The organism is Sphingomonas sp. CFBP 13714 (assembly GCF_014842205.1).
Lineage (GTDB): Bacteria > Pseudomonadota > Alphaproteobacteria > Sphingomonadales > Sphingomonadaceae > Sphingomonas > Sphingomonas aerolata.
This window is the reverse complement of sequence record NZ_JACYVG010000005.1, coordinates 311,503-336,711: the sequence shown is the minus strand read 5'-3', so window position 1 is coordinate 336,711 and position 25,209 is coordinate 311,503. Positions and strand designations below refer to the sequence as shown.

Annotated in this window: 15 protein-coding genes; 10 read left to right on the top strand and 5 right to left on the bottom strand. The window is 70.1% G+C overall.

Annotation, left to right across the window (positions count from 1 at the left end):
• Positions 1 to 8: 8 nt before the first annotated feature.
• From IFT54_RS13450 to IFT54_RS13430, 5 genes are all read right to left on the bottom strand, one after another.
• Entirely contained in the window at positions 9 to 1,259 is a 1,251-nt protein-coding gene (locus IFT54_RS13450) for an acyl-CoA dehydrogenase family protein (protein WP_192071019.1), read from the bottom strand.
• On the bottom strand, positions 1,237 to 5,865 hold the full coding sequence (locus IFT54_RS13445; RefSeq protein WP_192071018.1) for an aminotransferase class III-fold pyridoxal phosphate-dependent enzyme: 4,629 nt from the start codon (positions 5,863 to 5,865) through the stop codon (positions 1,237 to 1,239). Before IFT54_RS13445 ends, IFT54_RS13450 begins: the two co-directional genes overlap by 23 nt.
• On the bottom strand, positions 5,862 to 6,893 hold the full coding sequence (locus tag IFT54_RS13440) for an NAD-dependent epimerase/dehydratase family protein (RefSeq protein WP_192071017.1): 1,032 nt from the start codon (positions 6,891 to 6,893) through the stop codon (positions 5,862 to 5,864). The genes IFT54_RS13445 and IFT54_RS13440 overlap by 4 nt, the downstream gene beginning before the upstream one ends.
• Before the next feature lie 112 nt (positions 6,894 to 7,005).
• Positions 7,006 to 9,102, bottom strand: a complete 2,097-nt coding sequence (locus IFT54_RS13435; protein ID WP_192071016.1) for a GMC family oxidoreductase N-terminal domain-containing protein — start codon at positions 9,100 to 9,102, stop codon at positions 7,006 to 7,008.
• 15 nt (positions 9,103 to 9,117) lie between these two features.
• Positions 9,118 to 9,819, bottom strand: coding sequence for a hypothetical protein (locus IFT54_RS13430; protein ID WP_192071015.1), 702 nt, complete (start codon positions 9,817 to 9,819; stop codon positions 9,118 to 9,120).
• A gap of 168 nt (positions 9,820 to 9,987) precedes the next feature.
• On the opposite strand from IFT54_RS13430, the gene IFT54_RS13425 reads away from it, so the two are divergent.
• The 10 genes from IFT54_RS13425 to IFT54_RS13380 all read left to right on the top strand — a co-directional run bounded on the left by IFT54_RS13425 (position 9,988) and on the right by IFT54_RS13380 (position 25,178).
• Positions 9,988 to 11,619, top strand: coding sequence for an ABC1 kinase family protein (locus IFT54_RS13425; RefSeq protein WP_192071014.1), 1,632 nt, complete (start codon positions 9,988 to 9,990; stop codon positions 11,617 to 11,619).
• 4 nt (positions 11,620 to 11,623) lie between these two features.
• Positions 11,624 to 13,144 (top strand): hypothetical protein, encoded by a 1,521-nt coding sequence (locus IFT54_RS13420; protein WP_192071013.1) that lies wholly within the window; start codon positions 11,624 to 11,626, stop codon positions 13,142 to 13,144.
• Positions 13,141 to 14,124 carry a hypothetical protein gene (locus tag IFT54_RS13415; protein ID WP_192071012.1) on the top strand — a complete coding sequence of 328 codons (984 nt, stop codon included), beginning with the start codon at positions 13,141 to 13,143 and terminating at the stop codon, positions 14,122 to 14,124. Before IFT54_RS13420 ends, IFT54_RS13415 begins: the two co-directional genes overlap by 4 nt.
• Positions 14,125 to 14,226: 102 nt before the next feature.
• Complete coding sequence (locus IFT54_RS13410) at positions 14,227 to 14,445, top strand: hypothetical protein (RefSeq protein WP_192071011.1); 219 nt, start codon at positions 14,227 to 14,229, stop codon at positions 14,443 to 14,445.
• A 94-nt stretch (positions 14,446 to 14,539) separates the two neighbouring features.
• The gene (locus tag IFT54_RS13405; RefSeq protein WP_192071010.1) at positions 14,540 to 14,869 is read left to right on the top strand and encodes a hypothetical protein; all 330 of its coding nucleotides are present in this window, start codon (positions 14,540 to 14,542) and stop codon (positions 14,867 to 14,869) included.
• Between the two features lie 44 nt (positions 14,870 to 14,913).
• A complete protein-coding gene (locus IFT54_RS13400; RefSeq protein WP_192071009.1) occupies positions 14,914 to 15,279 on the top strand; it encodes a CsbD family protein in 366 nt (121 codons plus the stop codon).
• Between the two features lie 4 nt (positions 15,280 to 15,283).
• Positions 15,284 to 16,816, top strand: coding sequence for a PAS domain S-box protein (locus IFT54_RS13395; protein ID WP_192071008.1), 1,533 nt, complete (start codon positions 15,284 to 15,286; stop codon positions 16,814 to 16,816).
• Positions 16,813 to 17,025 (top strand): CsbD family protein, encoded by a 213-nt coding sequence (locus IFT54_RS13390; protein WP_192071007.1) that lies wholly within the window; start codon positions 16,813 to 16,815, stop codon positions 17,023 to 17,025. Before IFT54_RS13395 ends, IFT54_RS13390 begins: the two co-directional genes overlap by 4 nt.
• Positions 17,026 to 17,060: 35 nt before the next feature.
• Positions 17,061 to 17,939 (top strand): hypothetical protein, encoded by an 879-nt coding sequence (locus tag IFT54_RS13385; RefSeq protein ID WP_166747352.1) that lies wholly within the window; start codon positions 17,061 to 17,063, stop codon positions 17,937 to 17,939.
• A gap of 243 nt (positions 17,940 to 18,182) precedes the next feature.
• Positions 18,183 to 25,178 carry a BapA/Bap/LapF family large adhesin gene (locus tag IFT54_RS13380; RefSeq protein WP_192071006.1) on the top strand — a complete coding sequence of 2,332 codons (6,996 nt, stop codon included), beginning with the start codon at positions 18,183 to 18,185 and terminating at the stop codon, positions 25,176 to 25,178.
• Positions 25,179 to 25,209: the final 31 nt, after the last annotated feature.

The window sequence follows — 25,209 nt, the reverse complement described above, 5'->3', positions numbered from 1 at the left end:
ATATATCCTCAGGCCCAGGGTTGCGGCGTGCCGAGCAACTGATTGCCCATGATCACCTTCAGCGTGTCGTCGGAGGGGCCCATCAGCGAGCCGGCGCGCGCGTCGCGGTAGCAGCGCTCGACGAGGTGGCCGCGCTTGTAGCCACTGCCCCCGCAGACCTGCAGCGCGGTATGCGCGACATCGACCGCCATCTCGCTGGCGATGATCTTCAGTTCGGCCAGCTCGACGAAATAGGGATCGTCGGGATTGTCGCGGATGATCTCGTCGAGCAGCCCGGCGGTGTTGAACTCGTTGAACAGGACGACCGCATTGTCCGACATCTGCGCGACCCGCAGCACGGTCGCGCGCGCCTGGTCGATCCGGCAGCGCATCTCGGCGGCATAGCGCTGCACCGTCTCGACGGTGGCGAGCGAGCGTTGCGTATCCGAATGGACGCGCCCCTTCACATGCGCGATCGCGCCATCGAAGGCGGCCGAGGCAAGGCCCAGATAACAGCTCGCGAGGCCGACCAGGTAGATCGGCAGCGCATAGGCCATCATGAACGAAAAGCCCGTGGTCTCGCCGCCGAGCCGGGCGATCGGTGGGACGTGCACCTGATTGAAGTGCAGCGGGCGGCTGCCATTGCCGCGCAGCCCCATGCCGTCCCAGGCCCCCTTGGGCTCGATCCCGGTCGCATCGCCATCGACCCAGAACATGCTGAGATCGGTCGCTCCGGCATCGGCGTTGCCACGTGTCGGGACGAGGTAGAAATCGGCATGGCCCGCCGAGGTGCAGAACGACTTGAACGAATCCAGGATGAAGCCGTGGCCGTTCTTGCGCGCATGGCTGTCCATGTGCCAGATCCGGTTGCCCGATCCCGGTTCGCTCATCGCGAACGCGCCGAGAAGCTCGCCGCGGACGATCGGGGCGATGAACCGCTCGACCTGTTCGACATCGGCGAGCGCGCACAGCATCGGCAGCGTCGACTGGTGCATCGTATAGATCATCGCGGTCGACACGCAGCCCTTGGCGAGCGCCTCGGTGACCAGCGCGGCGGTGACGATGTCCCCGCCGCCGCCGCCCATCTCGGTCGGGATCATCAGCGCGAGCAGCCCCGATTGCTTGAGCGCGTCGATATTGGCGCTGGGGAAGACCCCGCCGTGATCGATCTCGGCCGCATTGGGGCGCAGCACCTCGCGCGCCAGCGTCTCCGCCTTGCGACACCAGCGTCCCTGCTCCCGCGTGAGCGCGATGCCGTCAAGATTGAGGGCGTTGGGCATATCTTTCCCCTTGGTCATGAAGGTTGTGCGCGCGGCGGGCGCGCCAGTCGGCGGGCTCGAGCGGGCGGCCGAAACTGGTCGGCGCGGCGATCCGGAAGCCCTGCCGCGCGCCCCAGCCGCGCAGGGCGCGAAGATAGTCGAGCGGTACGCCAAGCCCGATCGGCGCGGCGTCGAACCGGCCTTCGAGCGCAAGGATCATCGGTTCGCACATGCACGCGAACGCGACCCCAGCAGCGAGGCCGAAGCGGATGCCCAGATCGGGCGCGCCGGGGACCGCGACCAGCCCGCCGTCCAGCACCAGCAGATCGGGCCGCGCGGTCGCGGTCGCGCGGCCGATGTTGCGCGGCTGCGATACGTCGCACAGGATCGCGTTCGGGCGGAACAGTTCGGGTGCCAGGATCAGGTCCGGACTGGAGGTCGCGGTAAAGACGAGGTCGCAGGCGGCGAGCGCGGCATGGTCCGCGGCAAGCTCGACATCGCCCGCGAGGATCAGCCAGTTGGCGACCGCGGCCGCATCCGCCCCGGTCCTGTCGTGATAGGCGAGCGCGCGGCGCGCCAGGTCGCCGCTCACTCCGTCGCGGCCCGCGATCAGCGCCGCGGCGATCGCCGCCGCGGCCGACCGCAGCCGCGCCAGACTGGCGCGCCGATGCCCCGGATTGCCGACGAGCACGATCCGGCTGACGCGCTCGGCCATCAGATAGGCGAGACCGAGTCCGACCGAGCCCCCGCCGCCGACGATCCCGACGACCGCCTTGTCCAGCGGACGGTCGAGCCGGTCGCACGCCGCCGCCATCGCATCGACCGCGGCGATCGCGGTGTAGCTGTTGCCGGTCGTGACCGGCACCCCCGAGCCGGCAAGGTCGCTGCCGCCGCCGCACGCGATCGAGCAATAGCCGCCCAGCCCGACGACACCCGCGCCGGCGGTCCGCGCGAGCTCAGCCGCCGCGCGGATCGCCGCGAGCCCGCCGGCGCGGTCGCGTGCCAGCGCCTGCGCGGTCCAGGGGACGAGGATTATCGTGCCGCACGCGGTGCGATCGTTACCCACGACCGAAAGCGTGTTCGCGACGAACGGCGCGATCATGCCGCCGAGCCGGTCGGTCAGTTCGGTCAGCTGCGGCACGTAAAAGCGCGCGAGCGTGTCGTCGATCGCGGCAAAGCCCGCGGCGTCGAGCGGATGCGCGAGGAACGCCCAGGGTCGCGCGTCGTGCTTCGCGACGACGATCGACGGCGCCGAGGGACGCGGCGGGGTCCGCGTCTGGCCGATGGCCGATCCCGACAGCGGCGCGTCGAGCAGGTGGTTGATCAGCGCCCCGCCATCCCCCGCCGCAAGCAGCCGTGCGACCTGCTCGACTGCGGCAACGATCAGCTCCGCCTCGGCCTCGGTCAGTGTCAGCGGCGGCTCGATCCGGACGACGTCGCTGCCGAGCAGCGTCGGTGCGACGCGGACATGACAGACGTTGAGGAGATAGCTTGCGACGAGCGGCGCAAGCATCGCCTGTTCGGCGAGAATATCGAGCAGGCCGTGAGCGGCGGGCGCGGCGCGGCCCGCGGGCAGCTGCAGCCCGAGGAGATAGCCACGCCCGCGAACCCCGAGCCGGGCCGCCGGATAGCGATCCGCCACGCCGCGCAGCCCCGCCTCGAGCCGGGCGCCGCGCTCGGCAACCATATCGACGAGACGCCCGCCATCGGCCGTCAGCCGGGCGAGCGCGGCAAGGCCGACCCGGCAGGCGAGCCCGTTGCCGGCAAAGGTCGAGCTGTGCTTGCCCGCAAATGCCGCACTGTGGCAGCCCGACGCATAGAGGACCGCGCCGATCGGCAGCACCCCGCCGCCGAGCGCCTTGGCGAGGAGCAGGATGTCGGGCGCGACGCATTCGACGTCGCAGGCGAACATCGCGCCGGTGCGCCCGAGCCCGGTCTGGATCTCGTCGACGATCAGCAGCACGCCGTGCGCGCGGCACAGGCTGGCCACGGCGGCGAGATAGCCGCGCGGCGGCTCGACGATGCCCGCCTCACCCTGGATCGGCTCGACGATGAACCCGGCATAGCGCGTGCCGGTCTCCACGAGGACGCGCTCGAGCGCGGCGATGTCGCCGAACGGGACATAGTCGACGTCGAGGACGGGCGCGCCGAACGGCGCCTGGAACGTGTCGCGTCCGGTCACCGACAGCGCGCCGAAGGTCTTGCCGTGGAACCCGTTGGTGGTCGAGAGGAAGCCCGGGCGTCCGGTCGCGGCGCGGGCGAGTTTCAGGCCGATCTCGGTCGCCTCGGCGCCGCTGTTCGCAAAGCAGACGTGGCGCAGCCCGGGTGGTGCGATCGCCAGCAGCGCCTCGGCCAGGGCTCCGGCGGCGTCATTCATCGACGGCTGGACGAGGCTCGGCGCGGCAGCGGTGCGTGCCGCGTCGAGCGCGTGCCAAATCTCGGGCGGGTTATGCCCGAACGGGAGCGCGCCGAACCCTGCAATCGCGTCGAGGATGCGCGTGCCGTCGTCCCATGTCAGCCAAGCGCCGGCACCGGTCGTGAACGGCCGGTCGAGCCGGAAGCGGCGCAGCAATGCCCCGATCTCGGGGTTGACCAGCGTTTCCCACGGATGGCGCCCCGCCGTGGCTGCGGGCGGCGCGGCGCGTTCGGCGGCGATCTCGGCGATGCTCCATCCGCGCAGGAGCCGTTCGAGCGGCAGGTCGATCGTCATCTCCTGCTCGATCGCGGCGCGTAGGTCGGCAAGTTCGAGCGACCCGAGACCGAGCTGGTGCAACGGGCGCTCGACCGCGACGTGCAGATCCGGATCGCCGAGCAGCCGGCGGACATGGCGGACCAGCGTCGCGGTCAGCGCGTTGGCGTCGGGGCACGCCTTGGCGGGCAGCGCGACGCTTGTGCGAGCGGCGGGCGCGGATGAATGCGTGGGCCACGCCGCGATCACCCCCTCCAGCCGCTGGTCGCACCAGGCGTCGCGCACCGCCGCGCGGCGCAGCTTGCCGCTCGACGTCTTGGGCAGCGTGCGACGTCGGAGCAGGACGACGGAGCGGACCGCGATGCCGTGCGCGTCGGACACCGCGGCGCGCACTGCCGCGATCACGGTTTCAGGCGCATCGCTGCCCAGATCAGCAAAGACCTCGGCCGCGACGACCAGCGCATCGGTATCGCCCTCGACCGCAAAGGCCACGACATTGCCGGGGCGGACCGCGGCGTGCGCCGCCTCGACGGTCGCCTCGATATCGTGCGGCACGTGATTGGTCCCGGCGATGATGATCAGGTCCTTGAGCCGTCCCGTGACGACGAGCTCGCCCTGATCGAAAAACCCCGTGTCGCCGGTGCGCAGCCAGCGCGTCCCGGGCTCGCCCGCGATGCGCGCGCCGAACACCGCTTCGCTCTCCGCCGCGCGGCCCCAATATCCACCGGCGACGCTCGGGCCCGTCACCCAGATCTCGCCGGTGGCTCCGGAGGACTGCCGCTCCAGAGTTTCGGGGTTCACGAGCGCGATGTGGTGGCCGGCCGCCGCTGTGCCGCAGGCGGCATAGGCCAGCGCGGGCGCCGCGTCGCCGTCCGCGGCTGGCGCGCCGACCATCCGCGGCCCCCCTTCGGCGCGGGTGCCGCTGACGAACACGACGCTTTCGGCCAGTCCGTAGAAGGGGCGCAGTGCCGCGGCATCGAAGCCGACCGGCGCGAAGGCGGCGGCGAACCGGTCGACCGTCGCGCGTCGGACAGGCTCGGCACCGCTGACAGCGACACGCCAGTGTTGGAGATCCAGCCCGTCGCGCTCACCTGCGGCGATGTGACGATGGCACAGCTCATAGGCGAAATTGGGTGCGCCGCTCCAGACGCCGCGGTGCCGGGTCAGCGCGCGCAACCAGCGCACCGGCCGGTTGAGGAACGTCTGCGGGGCCATGAGCACGAGCGGATGGCCGCCATACAATGCGAACAGGATGCCGCCCGCCAGTCCCATGTCGTGGAAATGCGGGAGCCAGGTCACGCCCGGCGCACCCGCCGGCAAGTCCATCGCCGCGCCGATCGCCGCGAGGTTCGCAAGTGCCTGTGCGTGCGTGATCATCACGCCCTTGGGCATTCCCGTCGATCCCGACGTATATCGGAGATAGGCGATGTCGTCCGGCGATGGCAGGTCGCGCTGCCCCGGCGCGGGAAACGGCGGTCCGGATGGTCCGGCGGACACCGGGGGCAGCGCGTCGCTGGCGATCCATGTGACCACCTCGCGAGACACCGCCCCGGGCAGCGCGGTGACGCGATCGCTGGTCGTCAGCGCGATCCGGGGCGTACAATCCGCGATCACCGCGGCGGTCGCGGCATAGGCCAGCGTGCCGATCGTCCCGCCGCGTGGGCAGGGCACCGGGACCGCGGTCATGCCGGCAAGGCCCGTCGCGAAGAAGCCGATGATGAAGTCGAGCCCGGGGGGATAATAGAGCAGGACGCGGTCGCCGCGCCGGCCGTGCGCGAGCAGGTGCGAGGCGAGCGCGCGCGCGCGTGTTTCGAGCGCGGCGAGGTCGAGGATATCCTCGCTGCCGTCCTCGCGTTCGAACCAGTACCCAGCGTCCTTGCCGCCGCCCGGGGACGCCCTGGCGATGAGCAGATCGACAAGGGTCGAGGCGCCGGTCACTGGCCTGCCCCATGCGCGACCGGCTCGCCCGAGATCGTTTCGCGCGGGACGGCGCGACGCGTCTCGGCGATCTGATCGCGGACCCAGTGCACCGCGGGCGCGAGCACGTCGCGCGCCGGTCGCGGGCGATAGCCGAGCTCGGCGCGGGCTTTGTCCGACACGACGAACCAGTAGCGGCTGAGATAGTCGAGCAGGACCGGCTCGATCGGCGGCGCCAGCCGGACCAGGCGGCACGCGACCACCGCGCTTCGCAGCAGCGCGAACGGCACGACGACCACGGGCCGGCGGACCGCGGCGATATCGAGCATCAGCCGGACGATCTGTTCGATCGTCAGATTGTCGCCGCCCAGGATATAGCGTTCGCCGGCACCGCCCCGTGCGAGTGCGGCGACGATACCCGCAGCGACGTCGTCGACATGGACGACCGAGCTGCCGCCCCTCACCGCCAGCGCGGGCCAGCCGCTGAGCACGTCGCGGATGCTGCCCGCGGTGATCCAGTCCTGATCGTCCGCGCCATAGGTTTCCGCCGGGCTGACGATCACCGTCTCGAGCGTACCGCCATTGTGGCGGAGGACCGCCTGTTCCGCCGCATGTTTGGCGACCGCATAGTCGAGCCCCGACTGGCCGAGCGTGAACCGGCTGCGCTCGTCGAGCGCGACGGGTTTGCGGGTGCCGTCGATCGCGGCGGTCGAGGAGACATAGACGAGCCGCCGGACACTGGTGTCGGCGAGCGCCGCGAGCAGCCGGAGCGTCCCCTGGTGGATAACGTCATGGACCGCCGGGCCGGTGATCTGGTCCCAGCCGCTCAGCCCGGCGAGATGAATGCAGGCATCACAGCCCTTGACCGCGCGGGCCAGGCTGAACGCATCGAAGAGATCGCCGCGCACCTGTTCGACCGCGAGTCCGCCGAGCCGGCCGATCCGGCGCTCGGAGCGGACGAGACAGCGGACCTGGTATCCGTGGTCGAGCAGCCGTCGCACGGTGCGGGCGCCAATGAAGCCGGTACTTCCCGTGACCAGAACCCTCACCGCGACCTCCTTCAGAGAAGATTCCATAATACTGGGTTTATAGCCTGCGACATGGCGATGATGGTCCGTAATGGAGCGCCAGCTGACCAAGCTGCTCCATTATGAATGATCGTCAGGCGACGATCGACTTCGCGGCATAATGAGCGAGCGCCATGACCGTCATCTGCAGATTTACCGTGATAGGCGACGGAATGATGCTGGCGTCGGCGATCCACAACTTGTCGATCCCATGGACGCGCATGTCGAGATCGACCACGCCCTGCGCCGGATCGGGATGGAGCACATTGCCACCCTGCAGATGCGCGGTCGTGATCTTGAGATACTGGAGCGGGCCGACCGCGCCGAAATAGGCGTCGAGCTCGGCGGGCGAATTGGCCCAGGTCGCATCGAACCGCGTCGAACAGACGCGGCGTGCGCCGGCGGCGAACATCGCCTGCCCCGCCGCCTTCATCCCCAGCGTCAGGCGATACCAGTCGTCATCGTCGAGCGCATAGGAGATGGTGTAGCCGCTCGACGAGAGATCGGCGTTGATGCTGCCATAGGCGTTCGCGCCGATCACCGGGACCGCGACGGCGACGTCGTTGTAGCGATCGAGCAGGCCCATGAAATCGGGACCCCATTGCGGGGCCTCCATTCCGAGCGATGACGGCGGTCCGAAGGCGGTCTCGATCACCATGCGCTCACGCGGCATTTCGATCGCATAGCCGACCTGGATCCCGCGGGCGCCATATTGGCGCGTCGCGAACTCGCCGAACACCGGGGTTCCCATATTGCCCGAGAAGCGCTTGCCGACGGTCCGCACCCCCGGGAGTGCGCCCGAAAAGCCGCTGCGGCGCAGGATCTTGGTCGAGGCAAAGGCGCCCGCGGCGAGAACGATCCGATCGGCCTCGACCTGAAAGGCGGTGCCTGTGGCATCGCGTGCATAGGCGCCGCGGCACCGCTGCGCGCCCGGTTCGCCGTCGAGCATCAGACCCGTGACGTGCGCGTCCGGCACCAGCAGCGCACCCGCCGCCACGAGCCTCGGCAAGGTCGTCTCGTTCATCGACTGTTTGGCGCCGAACCGGCATCCGGCATTGCACCGCCCGCACCCGATACAGTCGAGGATATTGCACTTCACGGTGGTCGCGGTCTGGCCGATCGCGGCAAATCCGTCCTTCAGCGTCTGCGCCATCGGCGGCATCACCACCGGGTTGACGGGTCGGACGTTGAGCAGGTCGAGCATCGCGTCGTAGCTGGCATCGAGCCGGGCCCAGTCGAGCGTCACGCCAAAACGCTCCCAGCGCTTGACGACCACGTCGTCCCACCAGACGCCCTCGGGCTTCCAGGCGACCGAATTGTTGAGCAGCGTCCCGCCGCCGACCACGCGTCCCTGGACGAAGGTCGTCTTCTCGTCCGCAGACAAAGTGAAGCCGCCGTTCATGTACAGGGAGGCGGCGGACTCCATCAGCTTGTCGGGCAGCGCGTCATTGGGCACTAGTGGCCCGGTCTCGAGGATCACGATCCGCGCCGACGGATCGGCCTGCTGGATGAAATAGGCGGCGGTGGCGCCCCCTGCCCCCGACCCGATGACGAGATAGGTCGTCGAACCGGCCGGTTTGCGCGCGACCTCCGCCAGCGTCTGCCGGCGCTGCATCAACAGCTTCGAGGCGCGCGTACGCTGCGGGTCGGCGAGATCCGGCCCGCTTGGCGGGGTCCAGCTGCGTTGCTGGAAGCGCTGATAGTCCAGGCCATTCCAGGTGCGGTCGAGGTCGAGATAGGCACCGCTCAGCAACGTCTTGACCGCGCCGATGACGATGATGCTCTTGATCGGCTGGTCTTCCTCGGCCGCGGCCTGCTCGCCGAGCCGCACGAACAGCGTGTCGACGACGCGGGCCCGGCCCGCCGCGGACCGAAAGCAGAAGACGATCCGCAAGACCTGGCTCCAGACCGGCAGGAACAGGCCGAGCAGCAGACGCGCAAGCGGCGAATAGGGCAGTTTTCGCGGAACCCAGAGCGGCATGACGAGGACGCTGAGCGCCGCCTGGACGAAGACCGCCCGCGTCATCATCGTCATCAGCCGATCGAGTTCGCGCACCACCGCGCGACCGTCGGGATCGAGCAGGACATTGCCGGGATTGCGACCGATCAGCGCGACCGCGAACCGCTCGAGAAAGCCGCGGTTCGCACGCCAATACAGCCAGAGCACCGCCGCGATCACACGCTCGACCACCGCACCCTCCCGCGTCTAGAGGCGACGCTTGCGCGTCGACGGCGGGCCGGCCGGCGGGGGGCGGTCGCCGACGCGATCGGCGTCGTCCCCGGGCGCGCCCACACTCTCGTCGGGCGCCGTGCCGTCATCATGATCGCGCGGATCGGTGTCCTCGCGACCCAGATCGCGGTCGGCATCCTCCGCATCGTCGAGCGCATTGTCATATTCATCCTGGAAACGCCGGCTGGACCGCGAGACGACGCTCGCGGCGCCCGCCAGCGCATCGGATACGGCATGGGTGAAACCGGCCACCTCGTCCCCCGCCTCCTCGATCCGGTCGGCGTTCGAGCGGCGCGTCGCATAGGACGGCGACACCCGGTCGGGATCGCGCTCGGCATACTCGTCCTCCCGATCGAGGTCATCGCGATACGCCTCGTCACGGCGGCGGCTGGCGCGCGTGGCGCCGCCGAACAGGTCGAGCGCGACATTGCCAAGGATCGTGACCGCACCCTTGAAGCTTTCGGCGTTCGCCGCGCTCCACGCGCGCACCAGCGCATTGACGTCGTTCGCGACGCGATCGGCGACGCGATCGATCGTCTCGACATTCTCGGCAAAGTCACGCGGCGACCGCAGGTCGCGCCGGGACCGGACCCGCGCACGCCTGACCAGCCGCTCATGCTGCACACGATCACGCCGGTCGCTGTCACCCTGATATGGTTTGTCAGAACGGTTTGCCATGCCCAATCCTTTCGAGATTTGCAGATTATTTTATCTTGTACTTGCGCCCTGGTGATTTTGATTGACTCTTGACTATCACGGATCCCGGCATAGTTTAACAAAGGCATTTGAGTACTATCTCCATTGCGGACTAGAACTTCGTCTGAAACCTCCGAAATGGAGCAAGACATGCCGGCGGCGGTCATCGACAGCGACGAAATCGGCGAGCGGCGCGGGGTATCGGCGGTCGGAGCCTGGCATCTGGTCATGGCGATCGGCCGCGCGGCGTTCCTGACTGCGCTTGCGATACGGCTGTTCTTCCGCCCCGCAGTGATGCACCTGCTCAAGCGCGACTCGACCGAGGCGGGGGTCGCGCGCCGGTTGCGGCGCCTGCTCGAAGCGGGGGGCGTGACGACCGTGAAGATCGGCCAGTATCTGGCGATACGGCGCGATCTGTTCTCTGCCCTCACGTGTGCGGAACTGTCCCGCCTGCTCGACGCCGTACCGCCGATGCCGGGCGATCGTGCGGCGGCGATCATCGCAGGCGAACTCGGCTCGCCGATCGCGACGTGGTTCGCGGCGTTCGATCCGGTACCGATCGGGGCCGCCTCGATCGCGCAGGTCCATCGCGCACGGTTGCACGACGGCACCCGGGTCGCGGTCAAAATCCAGCGCGACGGCATCGTCGCGACGATGACCGCGGACTTCCGGCTGATCGCCGCCGCCGCGGCGCTGGCGGATCGGCTGGGGCTGTTTTCCGGCGTAGGCGCGCAGGCGCTTGTCGCCGAGATCGCCGCCTTCACGATGCGCGAGACCGATTTCCGGATCGAGGGCCGAACCGCGGATCGCATCGCCGCGGATCCCGAGCGCGGCGTCCGCATCCCGCGGATCCACTGGACGCTGAGCACGCAGCGCGTGCTGGTGATGGACCTGATCGTCGGCGTGCCGCTGGCACGCGTCATCGCACGCGGCGGCGAGGCCAAACGCCTGCGGATCACGCCAGCGGTGATCGCCGAACGACTGTGCGAGGCGTTTCTCCGCCAGCTGTTCGTCACCGGCTTCTTCCACGGCGACCCGCATCCGGGGAACGTCATGATCGAACGCGGCGGTGGAATCGCGCTGATCGATTTCGGCATCTTCGGCGAGATCTCGGGCGCGGACCGGTCGACGCTGGCGGCCTATGTCGAGAATCTGGCGCTTGGCCGGATCGAGGCGGCGTTCGACTGCTATGCCGCGCTCGTCACCCTCGCGCCGACGACCGATGTCGCGGCCTATCGGCGCGCGACGCAGGCGATCCTGCGCGGCTGGCACGAGGCCGCAACCGATCCGGCGACCCCGGTGGGGCGCCAGCTGACGGCCTATTACCAGGGCCTGATGTTCGAGGTGATGCGGCGGCACCGGGTCCGGCTGGCGCCCGAGCATCTCCTGTTCTGGCGCGCGCTTGGCCTGCTCGATTCGACCGCGCATCAGCTGCCGGGGCGGTTCGACCTGCTGGCGGCGGTGCGCCGCTTCTTCGCGGATATCCGCCCGGGCATCGGCGTGCGCGGCGCGTCCGCGGTCGGCGGCCTCGTCGACTATGTCCGCCTGACACGTGGGGAGGCCGCGCGCGCGCTGGCGGCGGTGACGCGACGTCCGGCAATCCCGATCGTCGCGCGGCTGCCGGGTGGCGACGATGCCCGCGCGGTCGCGCTCCCGCTCGCCGCATTCGCGCTGGCGCTGCATGCCGCCGCCTTGCCCGATGGACCCGCGGCCGGCGTGGTCGCGAGCGCGGCGGCGCTCGTCGCGATCGGCGGCCTGCGCGCGCTATGGACCGCGGGCTGATCGCGTGGCGACGACCGCGCAGCAGGCCGCGGTGCGGCTCGCTCGGCTGGGCCACGGCGGGGCGCGCCTGTCGCAACTGATGGCGCTGCGGATCGATCTGTTCGACCGCGAGACGAACCGGGCGCTCACGCTACGCCACCCCGTCGAGGTCCGACCGCCGGCTGAGGCCCTCGCGCTGATCGCGACGGAGCTCGACCAGACGCTCGACGCGATCCTGCCGGTCTGGACCGCCGGTGCGGCCGGGAGCAATCCGTTATGCTGGACCGCGTTCGGTCGGCGTGCGGACGGGCGCGACCTACTCCTGCGCGTCGCCATGCCCGAACGCGCGCCCGACAGCGCGACGATCGACGCCGCGATCGCCATAGTCATCCCGCTGCTTCGACCCGGTGTCGATCGCGAGCACGCGGCGACGTCGCTGGCGCGGGATCTGCACCGCTGGATTGCCGCCGATCTCGACATTCCCGGGCACCGGCGCCGGATGCTCGCGTGGCGACGTCGAGCGTTGACGCGGACCGGAGTCGTCATCCCGCGGATCTGTACGCCCGACGCCGCGCATGTGATCGGCGTCACGCCGCTGGCCGGGCTGCCCCTCCCCCAGGTCGAACAGCTCGTCGCGCGCAACGACGTGGCGGCGCTGGACCGGCACGACATCGACGCGCCGACCGCGGCGCAACGGCTCATCGAGGCGGGACTGGAACGGCTCTTCATTCATCACGAAGCGCCGGTCGACCCGCGCCCCGCATCGCTGCTCATCCTGCCCGAAAGCCGGATCGGCCTGGGCGATCTCGACGCCGCCGAGCCCTTGTCGCGCGCGCTTCAGCAGGCGCTGCCCCGGTTCGTCCGCGCGTTGCTGTCGGGCGATCCGGCCCAGCTGGCCAGCGAGGCAGTGGCGCTGTTCGAGGCGGGGCCAGTGGCAGATGCCGCGGCCTATGCGCGTCACGTCACGACGCTGGAGCGGCGGATGCGGGATCGGCGCGACGGCACGTGGTTCGAGCGCGCGCTGGCCGACGGGCTCGCTGCCGCAGGGCCGTGCGGGTTTCGCGTGCCCGCCGATCTTCTGGCGGCGCTACGCTGGATGACCGCTCTTGCCGCCAGCGCCTGCCGGCTCGACCCGGCGGTCGACCTTGCCGCGATAACCCAGAGTTTCATGATGCGGCGGAGCATCGAGACACTGTTCGAAGCGCCCGACAGCCATGCGATCGCGGTCGGGCTGCTCGACGAAATCGAACCGCTCGCGACGCTGCCCCGCCGGCTCGACCAGCTTCTGTCACAGGCGACCGCGCCGCAATACCGCGTGCCGGTCGATCTGCGCGAACCACCGGCCGACCGCGCGGTACGGCGGGATCAGCGGCGGCTGATCGGCGTCGCGATCTTCTGGGTCGGCTGTGCGGTGCTGCTGCTGGTGCCGCATCCAGCCGCCGATCGCTGGCCGGCATGGGCGTCGACCGCACTGACGGCCACGCTCTGGAGCCTGGCGGCGCTCAGCGCGACGGGCTTTGTCCAGCTCTGGCGGCGGTCGGCGTGAGCGCGTTCGGCGAGGCGGCGTGCGCCGCCGAACAGGCCGGCAGCACAGCGCTGGCGGCGATGCTGCGCGCAAGTGCCTCGTTGCTGGCCGGCGACAGCGAGTCTGCCGGCCTGCCGCGCGACGTCGTCATGCGTCTCCACCGCGATGCTTGGGAGATGCAGGCCCGGCTGTCGCAGGTCGCCGCGGTGCCGGGTATCGATGCGGCATTCGGCGATGTCGTACTCCTCGCGCGCGACCTTGGCGAACGTCTGGTTGCGCTGATCGCGCTGGTCGACACGCTGGTCGACGAAGCCGAGCGGCTGCACGGCACGCAGGCGGGCCGGGGTCGCTACAAGCGCCAGCAGGTCAAGGCCGCGCTGCTCTATGCCGCACGGCGCGGCGGGTACGACATTCCCTGGGTCCCGAGCCTGCTCGAGCCGGCGGTGTTCTCGCTCGGCGCCGATCTGCTGATCGATTTCACGGTGGCGCACGTCAACCAGAACGCGCTGTGGGACACGGACCAGCTCGCCGGCGCGCGGCTCGGCATCCGCGCGCGGATCGCGAGCCCGCCGCTGCTGCTGCTGCGCCAGCTTCTCGACCGCGCGGCCGCATGGCTCGCCGGACTGGCATGGCGACTCGTGCTCGGCGCGAACCAGCTCTCGCCCGGGCTGCGCGTGATCGTCGACCGTGTCGCGAGCCGGGATGCGGGGGCGCTTGCCGCGGTGGCCGAGTTGCGGACGCTGATCACGGACAATCCGGGCCTGGTGCGCAGCCTCGCCGCGGTCTTCGCGATCGGCACGCAGCAGGCGGAGGTGTTCGTCCATCTGTCGGGCGCGCAGAAGCAGGCCTATGTCCGCGCGCTCGTCATGATCGTCCTGCGCCAGCATGGGCTGGCCGGCCGATCCGTGCTGCTAGACCGGATCATCGAACAGGTCGTGACGGTCGGGATCGACGCGACGGTGGCGATCTTCAACCGGCGGGGTGGCTTCCGCCGCGCGTGAGGGCGACCGCCGGACGGGGGCGGCGCCGACTGGGATATCTACCCAGTGCACTGGTCCTTTCCGATCACGCGGCGTTGGCGCTGACGGCCTAAGGTCGCGGCGATGACCATTGAGAAAAGCAGGACGATGACGGATCAGGACGACGACCGGCCGCCCCACACCGGCGATGCCGGAGAGGACGCCTATTTCCACGCGCGCGCCGACTGGCACGAGCGGCGCGCCAGCGTGGCGACCGATGCCAGCACGGTGACGCTGCATCGCCGGTTCGCGCGATTGTACCGGGCACGGGCGGCCGATCCTCTAGTATATGAGTACCCATGATTAGCGCATAAATACCAGGAACTTACGTCTCGTTACACGCTTTATACGTCCGATCCGGGAGCAGTTGCGCGACTGGAATGTCGGGAGCCCGATCATGAAAAGCCTGTCTGCGACGATCGCCTCGCTTGTGCTGATGACGGGAGTCGTCGGCTGTGCGGCACCGGCGACGCGGATATCCTCGGGGTTGCAGCGCTACGGGCTCGACGCGCCGCGCGCGGATTGCGTCGGCGAGCGACTCCAGTCGCGCCTGTCGCTCGGACAGCTCCAGCGGCTCGGCAAGGCGGCCGCGGCGTATCGGCAGAACGACACGACGCCGGGGGCGCTGACGCCGTCCGACCTGATCCGTGTCGCCTCCGAACTGCGCGATCCGGCGATCGCGCTCGAGGTCGGCAAGGCCGCAGCGGGATGCGGCGTGCTCCCCTGATCCGCGAATGTGCTTTTTTTCATATGCAAGTGAAGGACAAGACGATGAACAAGGACGAATTCCAGGGCGACGCACGCTATGTCGGCGGCAAGGTCGAGAAGACGATCGGCGATACCGTCAGCAGCCGTGACTGGCAGGTCGACGGCGTCGTCGATCAGGTCGCGGGCGGCGCACAGAATCTCTACGGCCGCGCGAAGTCCGCGGTCGCCGATGCCGTTGATGGCGCCCCGGAGCTCGCCGACAAGCTCGGCAGCGACGCCCGCGAGGCCGCCGACCGCGCCGGCCAGCTGGCGCGCCAGGGCGCGCGGACCGTGCAGGAATCCGCCGAGGACGCACCGTTGCTCTGGGCATTCGGCGCCGCCGCGATCGGCTATGGCCTGGCCTGGCTCGTCCACGGCCAGCGCGACTGATCCGATGACCGCCGCCCCCGCCCTCAAGTCGCTGCGCGACTCCGCTGATCTGCGCCATCTGCGCCAGATCATCGCGGGGCTCGACGAGGGCGTGATCCTGATCGATCCGGACCAGTCGATCCTGTGGGCGAACGCCGCGGCGCTCGCGATGCACGGGGTCGACGCGGTCGAGGATCTGGGGGCGACGGTCGACGCCTATCGCGCGAAGTTCCAGCTGCGCTATCGCAACAACCATCGGTTGGGCGACGACGACTATCCGATCGAGCGCGTCGTGTCGGGCGAGGCGTTTTCGCAGGTGGTGGTCGAGGTGGCGGTCGCGGGCGAGGACAGCCCGCGCTGGGTCCATCAGGTCCGCAGCCTCGTCCTGACCGACGACCAGGACGAGCCCGAATGCCTCGTCCTGGTCATTCAGGACGTCTCGGCGCAGTTCGAGGCGGAAGACCGGTTCGAGCAATCGTTCAACGCGAACCCCGCGCCCGCGCTGATCTGTCGGCTGTGTGATCTGAAGTTCGTGAAGGTCAATCAGGGGTTTCTCGACATGACCGGGCATGAACGCGACGGGGTCCTCGCGCGCACGCTCTACGATCTCGACATCCTCGCGCATGCCGACAAGCGCGACGTGGCGAAGCAACGGCTGTGCGAAGGGCGGACGATCCCGCAGATGGAGGCCGAACTCGACCTGCCCGAAGGCGGTACCAAGCTGGTGATCGTCGCGGGCCAGCCGATCGATCTGGCCGAGCAGGCGTGCATGCTGTTCACCTTCGCGGACCTCGAACCGCGGCGCAAGGCGGAGACAGCGCTGCGCCACAGCGAGGACCGGTTCACCCGCACCTTCTCGCTCGCGCCGGTCGCGCTGGCGATCGGCACGCGCGACGGCCACCGGCTGTGCGACGTCAACGAGGCGTTCACCGAGTTGACCGGCTATACGGCGGCGGACATCGTCGACGAGCCGCTCGGGGTCGTCGATCTGTGGGAGACCGGTGCGATCCAGCACGAGATCGAGGGCGAGATCGCCGCCGACCGGCCGATCCGCGACCGCGAACTGCGGCTCCGACTGAAATCGGGTCAGGTGATCGACGGGATCGTCTCGAGCGAACCGATCCAGCTTGGCGGCGAACCGTGCATGCTGTGGGCGATGCGCGACATCAGCACGCGCAAGGCATCCGAGCGCGAGCTGGTCCATGCGATCGAGGCGGTGATGCAGGATACGAGCTGGCTCAGCCGGTCGATCATGGAGAAGCTCGCGCGGATCCGGACGCCGCAGGCCGATCCCGTCGGCGTCGGGCTCGACGAGCTCACTCCGCGCGAGCGCGAGGTGCTGGCGCTGATCTGTCGCGGGCTCGACGACAAGTCGATCGCACGGACGCTCGACGTCTCGGGCAACACGGTGCGCAATCACGTCGCGCGGATCTATTCGAAGATCGGGGTCAACCGCCGCAACGCCGCCGCAGCCTGGGCGCGCGCGCGCGGCTTCGACGGAGACTCGCTGCCCGCGCGTCATCCGGCCGATGCGGCAAACAAGGAGGTCGCAGCATGACCGACGACACGACACCAGGCGGCAAGGCCGGCAGCAAGACCGGACGCGCGCGCCAGGCCAAGGGCTCTGTCCAGGAGGCGATCGGCAAGATCATCGGCGACCCCGGTGTCGAACGCAGCGGCCGCCGCGAAAGCAAGGCCGGCGCGAAGCAGGCTCAGGCCGAGCCGCATGAAGCGGATCATTCCATCGACCGCGACGGAACCGACTGACGCCGTCGCGGGCACATTATTCAACAGGAGCATCTATGACGATCACCACGACACCCGGCGTTCTGCCGGCCGACGACCTGCGTCTTGCGAAGACGCCCAGCCGCATATCCTGGGGCGCGATCTTTGCGGGCGTCGTCCTCGCGATCGCGGTCCAGCTCGTGCTGGGCATTCTCGGCACGGGCATCGGCCTGACGCTGGTCGACCCGGTCGAGGGGACCACACCGGGCGCGGCTGGCTTCGGCATCGGTGCCGGACTGTACTGGATCGTCACGACGATCATCGCGCTTGGCGCGGGCGGCTATGCCGCGGCACGCGTCGCCGGGGTCCATGACCGGTTCGACGGGCTCGTCCACGGCCTCGTGGTCTGGGGCGTGACGCTGATCCTGACGCTGTACCTGCTGACCTCGGCGGTCGGCGGGATCATCGGCGGCGCCTTCCGTACCGTCGGCTCGGTCGCGACCGCGGCCGGCACCGGGATCGGTGCCGCCGCGCCCAAGGTCGCCGACGTCGCCGGCGTCGATACGGGCGACGTCCGCGAAGAGGCGGCCGCCTACCTCTCGGACGCACCGTCGGACCCTGCACAGATGACGTCGGAACAGGCGCAGAAGGAAGTCGCCAAGCAGCTTCCCGCGCTCGCCCGCGGCGGGCCGGACGGCGCGCGTGCCGAGAGCCGCATCGTCGACATCGTCGCCGCGCAGCGCAAGATCGCCCGTCCCGAAGCCCAGGCTCAGGTGACGCGCGCCAAGGCACAGTTCGTCAAGACCAAGGACGAGACGATCGCGACCGCCAAGTCGGCGACCGACACCGCCGCCGGCGCCGCTGCGGGCACGTCGTTCATGGTGGTGATCGCGCTGCTGATCGGTGCCGCCGCCGCAGGGGCCGGCGCGACCGCCGCGACGCGTCGCCGCATCTGATCGCGATACGCCGAGCCTGACTGGGGCGCTGCCGGATCCTCCGGCGGCGCCTTTTTTTTTGGCCGGCGCGCTGCCGTGCCATGACCTTGGCCGCGGAATTGATTCCGATAGCGGAATGGTTGCGGCCCCCCGACCGCGCCGCGCTTTGTCCCTCTCGAGAAGTCAGCAGTTTCGAAGGTCGTCGACGTGCCCGCTGGGGCCGTCGGCGCCGCGGCGCTGCTGACCCGCACAGGAGGATGAAGCATGGACGTACACGTCATCTCGAAGGCAACCGGGGCCGTCACGCGCGTATCGGGAGAGGCCGTGAGCCTCGATGCGCCAAGCGTCGTCCGGCTCGACCTTGCCCGCTCCGAAGTCGCGGGGTTCGAGCGTGAGGGCAATGCGCTCATCGTCCGGCTGACCAATGGCGACCATGTCGAGGTCGCCAATTTCCATCCTGAAGATGCCGGGGTCGCACCGCATGATCTCGTCCTGAACGAACCCGGCGGCACCATGTGGCAGGCGCGCGTCGCGCCGGGCGCGCCGCGCTTCGTTCCGCTCGAGGATCCCGAGGAGCTTGTTGCGGCGGCGGGCGGCGGCGGTGGCGCCTCGCTCGCGCTGCCCGCGGCCCTGCTGGGCGGGGTGGTCACGGCAGGCGGCGCGGCGGCGGCACTGGGCGGCGGCGGCGGTTCGGATACCCCCGCGACCCAGCCCGATCCGGCCACCCCGCCCGTCACGCCCCCCCCTGTGACGACCCCACCCGTCATCACCCCGCCCGACACGACACCCCCCGCCGCTCCGAGCGTCACGATCGCAAGTGACGGCACGGCCGTCACCGGGCTCGGCGAGGCCGGCGCGACGGTCACAGTGCGTGATGCTGCTGGCGCCGTGATCGCAAGCGTCGTCGTGGCAGCGGACGGCAGCTTTACGACGCCGCTGTCACCCGCTCAGTCCAACGGCGGCAGCCTTGCCGTCACGCAGACCGACGCCGCGGGCAATGTCTCCCCCGCCGTACAAGTCGCTGCGCCCGATACCACCGCACCCGGCGCGCCCGAGGCAGCGATCGACGCTGGTGGCGCGACCGTCACCGGGCGCGGCGAAGCGGGCGCGACCGTCACGGTGCGTGATGCTGCGGGCATTGTGATCGCCAACGTCGTGGTGGCGGCGGACGGCAGCTTTACTACGCCGCTGTCGCCCGCGCAGGCGCGTGGCGGCAGCCTCGCCGTTACGCAGACCGACGCTGCGGGTAATGTCTCCGCTGCGGTGCAGATCGCGTCGCCCGACCTCACCGCGCCGGTGACCCCCGCCGCTGCGGTGAACGGCGACGGGACGTTGCTCAGCGGCAGCGGCGAGCCGGGCGCGCGGGTTACGGTGACCGACGCCAATGGCGTGGTGATCGGCACCGCGACCGCCGGGACGGACGGCGCCTTCGCGGTGCCGCTGTCGCCGGCGCAGACCAATGGCGAGACGCTGGGCTTCAGCCAGGCGGATGCGGCGGGCAATGCCTCGCCCGTGGTCGGGGTCATAGCGCCCGACCTCACCGCGCCGGCGGCACCGACGATCGCGCTCGACGGGACTGGCACGATCGCGACCGGGGCTGGCGAGCCGGGTGCGACCCTCACCATCACCGGCGAGGGCGGCGTTGTGCTCGGAAGCGGAAGCGTCGACGCCGGCGGACGCTATGAAATCACGCTGCGATCGGCGCAGACCGATGGCGAACGGGTCGAGGCGGTCCAGAGCGACGCCGCGGGCAATGTGTCGGGCAATGCGAGCACGATCGCGCCCGACTTCACCGCGCCCGCGCAGCCGGTCGCCGCGATTAACGGCGATGGTACGCTGGTGACGGGGACGGGCGAACCTGGCGCGCAGATCGTGGTCCGCGACCCTGCCGGCACGACGATCGGCACCGCGCAGGTCGGGGTCGACGGACAATATAGCGTGCTGCTCGACCCGGCACAGGCGAATGGCCAACGGCTCGCGGTGATCCAGACGGACGCCGCAGGCAATGCCGCGTCCCCACTGTCGCTGATCGCCCCCGACGTGACCGCGCCGGCGGCCCCAGCCGCCACAATCGATGCGACAGGGACAATCGTGAGCGGCAGCGGCGAGCCCGGTGCCCGGATCTCGGTCCGCGACACCACCGATACCGAGATCGGCGCGGCGATCGTCGATGCGCGCGGCAATTACGATGTCGTGCTCGTCCCGCCGCAGATCGACAGCCAGCTGATCTCGGTCGTGCAGGCGGATGCCGCGGGCAATGTCTCGACCGCCACCGCGCTGATCGCACCCGACCAGACCGCCCCGGCCGCGCCGACTGCGACCGTCACCGCCGATGGTGCGAGCCTGACCGGGACCGGAGAAGCGGGTGCGACGCTGACGGTGCGCAGCCCGGTCGGGGCGGTGATCGGCACGATCATCGTCGCGGGCGATGGCAGTTATACCGTCACGCTGACGCCGGCGCAGACCGACGGGGAAACGCTGAGCGTGCGGCAGGTCGATGCCGCGGGCAATGCCTCGCCCGAGGTGACCGCCGTCGCGCCCGATCTGGTCGCCGATCTCGGCCCCGATGCACCGACCGCGACGATCACCATCGACGGCAGCGCCGTGACGGGGAGCGCGGTAGCGGGCGCGACGGTCACGCTGTTCGATGCCGATGGCGTGGTGATCGCGACGGGTCTCGCCGCGGGCGACGGACAGTATAGCATCGCGCTCGTCCCTGCGCTGCGTGACGGCGAGACGATCCGCGTGACGCAAACCGACGGCGGCGGCAATGTCTCGCCCCCCGCGACCGCGATCGCCCCCGACCTGACCGCGCCCGACGCCCCCAGCGCGCTGCTCGACCAGACGGGCACGGCGCTGACCGGGACGGGCGACGCCGGCGCGGCGATCACGGTGCGCGATGCCGACGGCACCGTGATCGGCACGGCGACAGCGAACGCCGCCGGCGCCTTTGCGGTGATCCTTGATCCTGCGCAGCGCGAGGGCGGGACGCTTGCGGTGACGCAGGCGGACGCCGCGGGCAATGTCTCGGCCCCCGCGCTGGTCGCGGTGCCTGATGTCACCGCCCCTGCGGCACCGACGGCGACCGTCGAGGGCGATGGCAGCCTTGTCGTCGGCACGGGTGAGGCTGGTACGATCGTCACCGTGCGCGATCCATCCGGCACCGCGATCGGTACCGCGACCGTCGCCGCCGATGGCGGTTTCCGCGTCGCGCTCGACCCCGCCCAGGCGGATGGCGAGACGCTGAGCGTGACGCTGACCGACGCGGCGGGCAATGTGTCCGCACCCGCCACCGCGCTCGCCCCCGACATCACCGCGCCGGGCGTGCCGACCGCGACGATCAGCGGTGACGGTTCGGTCGTCACCGGATCGGGCCAGGTCGGCGCCACCGTGACCGTTACGGCGCCCGGCGGAACGACGCTCGGGACGGCCATCGTCGCCGCCGACGGCGCCTATGCCGTTGCCCTCGTCCCCCCGCAGCTTGACGGCGAGGCGCTGTCGGTCGTCCAGGCCGACCGCGCGGGCAATGTCTCGGCCCCGGTGGGTCTGCTGGCCCCCGATACCACCGCACCCGACGCGCCCACCGCGACGATCAGCGGCGATGGCAGTCTTGCGACGGGTACCGGCGCCCCGGGTGCGACGATCAGCGTCACCAACGCGGCGGGCATCGTGATCGGTACCGCGATCGTCGCGGAGGACCGAAGCTATGCCGCAACGCTGACCCCGGCGCAGGCCAATGGCGAGAGGCTCGGCGTGACGCAGGCCGACGCGGCGGGCAATGTCTCCGTGTCGACCGGCGTGACGGCCCCGGACATCACCGCGCCGCCTCAGCCGCTCGCGATGCTCGACGCGAGCGGATCGGTCGTCATGGGCACGGGCGAGCCCGGCGCGACGCTGACGGTCCGCGATGCCGCCGGCACGCTGCTGGGAACCGCGATCGTGACCGCGCAAGGCGATTATAGTGTCACGCTCGCGACCCCGCAGATCGACCGCCAGACACTCAGCGTGTCGCAGGCCGATGCCGCGGGCAATCCGTCGCCCGCGACCACGCTGACCGCCGCCGACCTGACCGCGCCGGCCGCGCCGCTGGCCACCGTCGCGCCCGATGGACTCACGCTCACCGGCACGGGCGAGGCGGGGGCGACGGTCACCGTCCGCGATCCGCTGGGCCGCGTGGTGGGTCAGGCCGTCGTCCAGGGCGACGGCACCTATACGGTGCCGCTCGTTCCGGCGCAGACCAACGGCGAACTGCTGGGGGTCGACCAGCGGGACGTTGCCGGAAACGGCTCGCCCATCGTGACCGCGACCGCACCGGACCTCGTCGCGGACACCACGCCCGATGCGCCGAGCGCGGCGGTCGACCCGGATGGCGCTGCGGTGGCGGGGACGGCGAATGCCAGTGCCGCGGTCATCGTCTATGATGCGGTCGGGACGATCATCGGCACCGGCGTCGCCGGTCCGGACGGAAGCTACCGTGTCGCGCTCGTCCCCGCCCGGATCGACGGCGAGACGGTCCGCGTCACGCAGACCGACGCGGACGGCGACGTATCGCCGCCCGCCACCGCGGTCGCGCCCGACCTGACCGCCCCCGCCGCCCTCACGGCGACCCTCGATGTGACGGGAAGCGTCGTCACGGGCACGGGCGAGACGGGCGCGACGATCACGATCCGTGCGGCCGACACGACCAGTCTGGGCACGGCGATCGTCGGCGCGAACGGCGCCTATGCGGTGACGCTGACGCCGGCGCAGACCGATGGCCAGACGCTGGCCGCGACACAGGCTGACGCTGCGGGCAATGTCTCGGCGCCGATCGCGCTGGTTGCGCCCGATTACACCGCGCCCGCCCTGCCCGTCGTCACGATCGCGCAGGACGGCAGCACGGCGACCGGGATCGGCGAGCCGGGTGCGACCGTGACGATCCGTCTCGGTACCGTCATCCTGGGCACCGCACAGGTCGCCGCGGATGGCAGCTACACCGCGCAGCTGAGTCCTGCGCCGGTCAACGGCGAGACGCTGTCGGCGAGCCAGGCCGATCCCACCGGCAACGTCTCGGCCGTCGCGACCGTCGCGGCGCCCGACATCACCGCCCCGCCGCCGCCGATCATCTCCGCGATCACCAACGACGGCACGACGCTGACCGGGACGGGCGAGGTCGGCGCACGGGTCGAGGTTCGCGGTCCCGATGCCACGCTGATCGGTGTCGCGACCGTCGATGCCGAGGGCCGCTATACGGTCACGCTGGCGCCGGCACAGGCGGCGGGCGGGACGCTCAGCGTCACCCAGGCCGATACCACGGGGAATGTCTCGGTCCCGGCCAGCATCGCCGCCCCGTTCGACATCGCCGCGTTCGGCAATGTCGACGCCGCCGGACTCGATCTCCTGCCGACCACGACCCCGGTCGATCTGGGCAGCGCCCGTTATCTCGCCCTTGTCTCGCTGGGCCTCGTCAACCTTGACGCCGAGGTGCTCGCGGTCCGCAACGTCCGCTTCTCGGTGGCGGAGGGCCACAGCCTGGATGCACGGTTTACCTATGACGCGGCGGCAACGATCGGCGCCGCCAGTGACTATGCGGTGGTCGTGCAGCGGCTGGTGGGGACGCAGTGGGTCGCGGTCACCGGCAGCGGGCCGGCCTCGCTGCTCGAGATTGGTCTGCTCAACGGCAATCTCAGCGCGACCGAGACGCTGGGACCGGGCGTGTACCGGGCGTTCCTGACCTTCCAGGGGACGGCGGGTGTCGGGCTGCTCGGCGATCTGTCAGTCGCCGGGATCGATTCGGACTTTACCGACATTGCCGGTGCAACGCCGATCGCGGCGACCGGCAACGTCATCACCGACGCGGGCCCGGGTGGCGAGATCGACGTTACGGGCCCCGGAACCCGCGTCGCCAGCGTCACGGTCAACGGCGTGACGACCGACGTCGGACCGGACGGGAGCAGCGTCACCGGCGCCTGGGGCAGCCTGAGGATCAACCCCGACGGCAGCTACAGCTACACCCCCGTTGCGAATGCCGGCGCGATCGGGCGGACCGAGACCTTTACCTACACGCTGGTCGACCCGACCGATGGCGAGCGTGAAACCGCGACGCTGACGATCGCGATTGGCAGCCCGGACATCACCGGCGCGCCGCTTGCGGTCGCCGACCAGGCGTTTGCCGACGTGACGTTCCAGAATGTCGTCACCACGCTGCCGCCCGCACGGACGTTCGACTTCCCGTCGACCGGGACCATCCTGACGGGGCAGGTCACCGGCACGGGCACCGGCAGTTTCACCGTCGCCCCCGCCGCGGTGTCGGATATCACGATCGTCGCCGCGCGAACGGGTGGGCTGCTCTCCGTACTGCCGGCCTATACCGTCAGCGTGCGCAGCGCCGACGGCCTCATCGTGCGGACGGCAACCATCAATACGGTGCTAAACCCGGTGCTCGGCGGCGTCGCGACCTTCACCTTCGACGACCTGCCCAGTGGCAGCTATTCCTACCAGGTCAGCAGCAACGCGGCGCTGAGCGTCGGGAATTTCGGCACCACGGTCTCGCTCGGCTCGAGCACCTTGTTCCTCAACGACTACGCGCTGGCGACGCGCGAGACCGCGACGGGCAATCTGCTCGACAATGACACGACCAATACCAGCTTCGCGGCGATCCGCGTCGATCGCGGCAGCGGTTTTGCCGAGATCGGCGACACCCCGGTCACGCTGACCGGCCGATATGGCACGCTGCAAATCGATGAGACCGGCGGCTATGCCTATCAGCCCAGCGCGACGCTCGGCTTCTCCGCGGTCGATCTTACCGACAGCTTCACCTATCAGCTCGTCCAGCCCAATGGCGTGCTGTCCACCGCGACACTGACCGTGACGATCGACGTGCCTGGCGACGGACCCGCCGCTGCGGCGGGCTTCGCATCGGTCGCATCGGACGCAAACGGGTTCGCGGAACTGACCGCCCTGGTGGAGACCGGGGACCTCGACGTCATCCCGCTCGACGCGCTGACGGTACAGAGCATCGAATCGGGCGCGTTCGCGGCGGCCGGACCGGTGATCGGGCTCGCCACCTATGATCTGTTCGAGGGTCAGGGCGAATTGGAGGACGTGCTGTCACAGTATCTTGCGGCGGAACCGCAAGCATTGACCGGAGAAGAGCCCGATACGGTTTCGTTCGATCCGATCGTCGTCACCGAAATCGCCACCGTCGTCGATCCGTTCGATTACCTCGCCACTATCCCGGATCAGGATCAGAACGGACTAGTCACCAGTCATGTTGTATAAGCATTCGAAACTGGTCTTTTCTAGAACCATT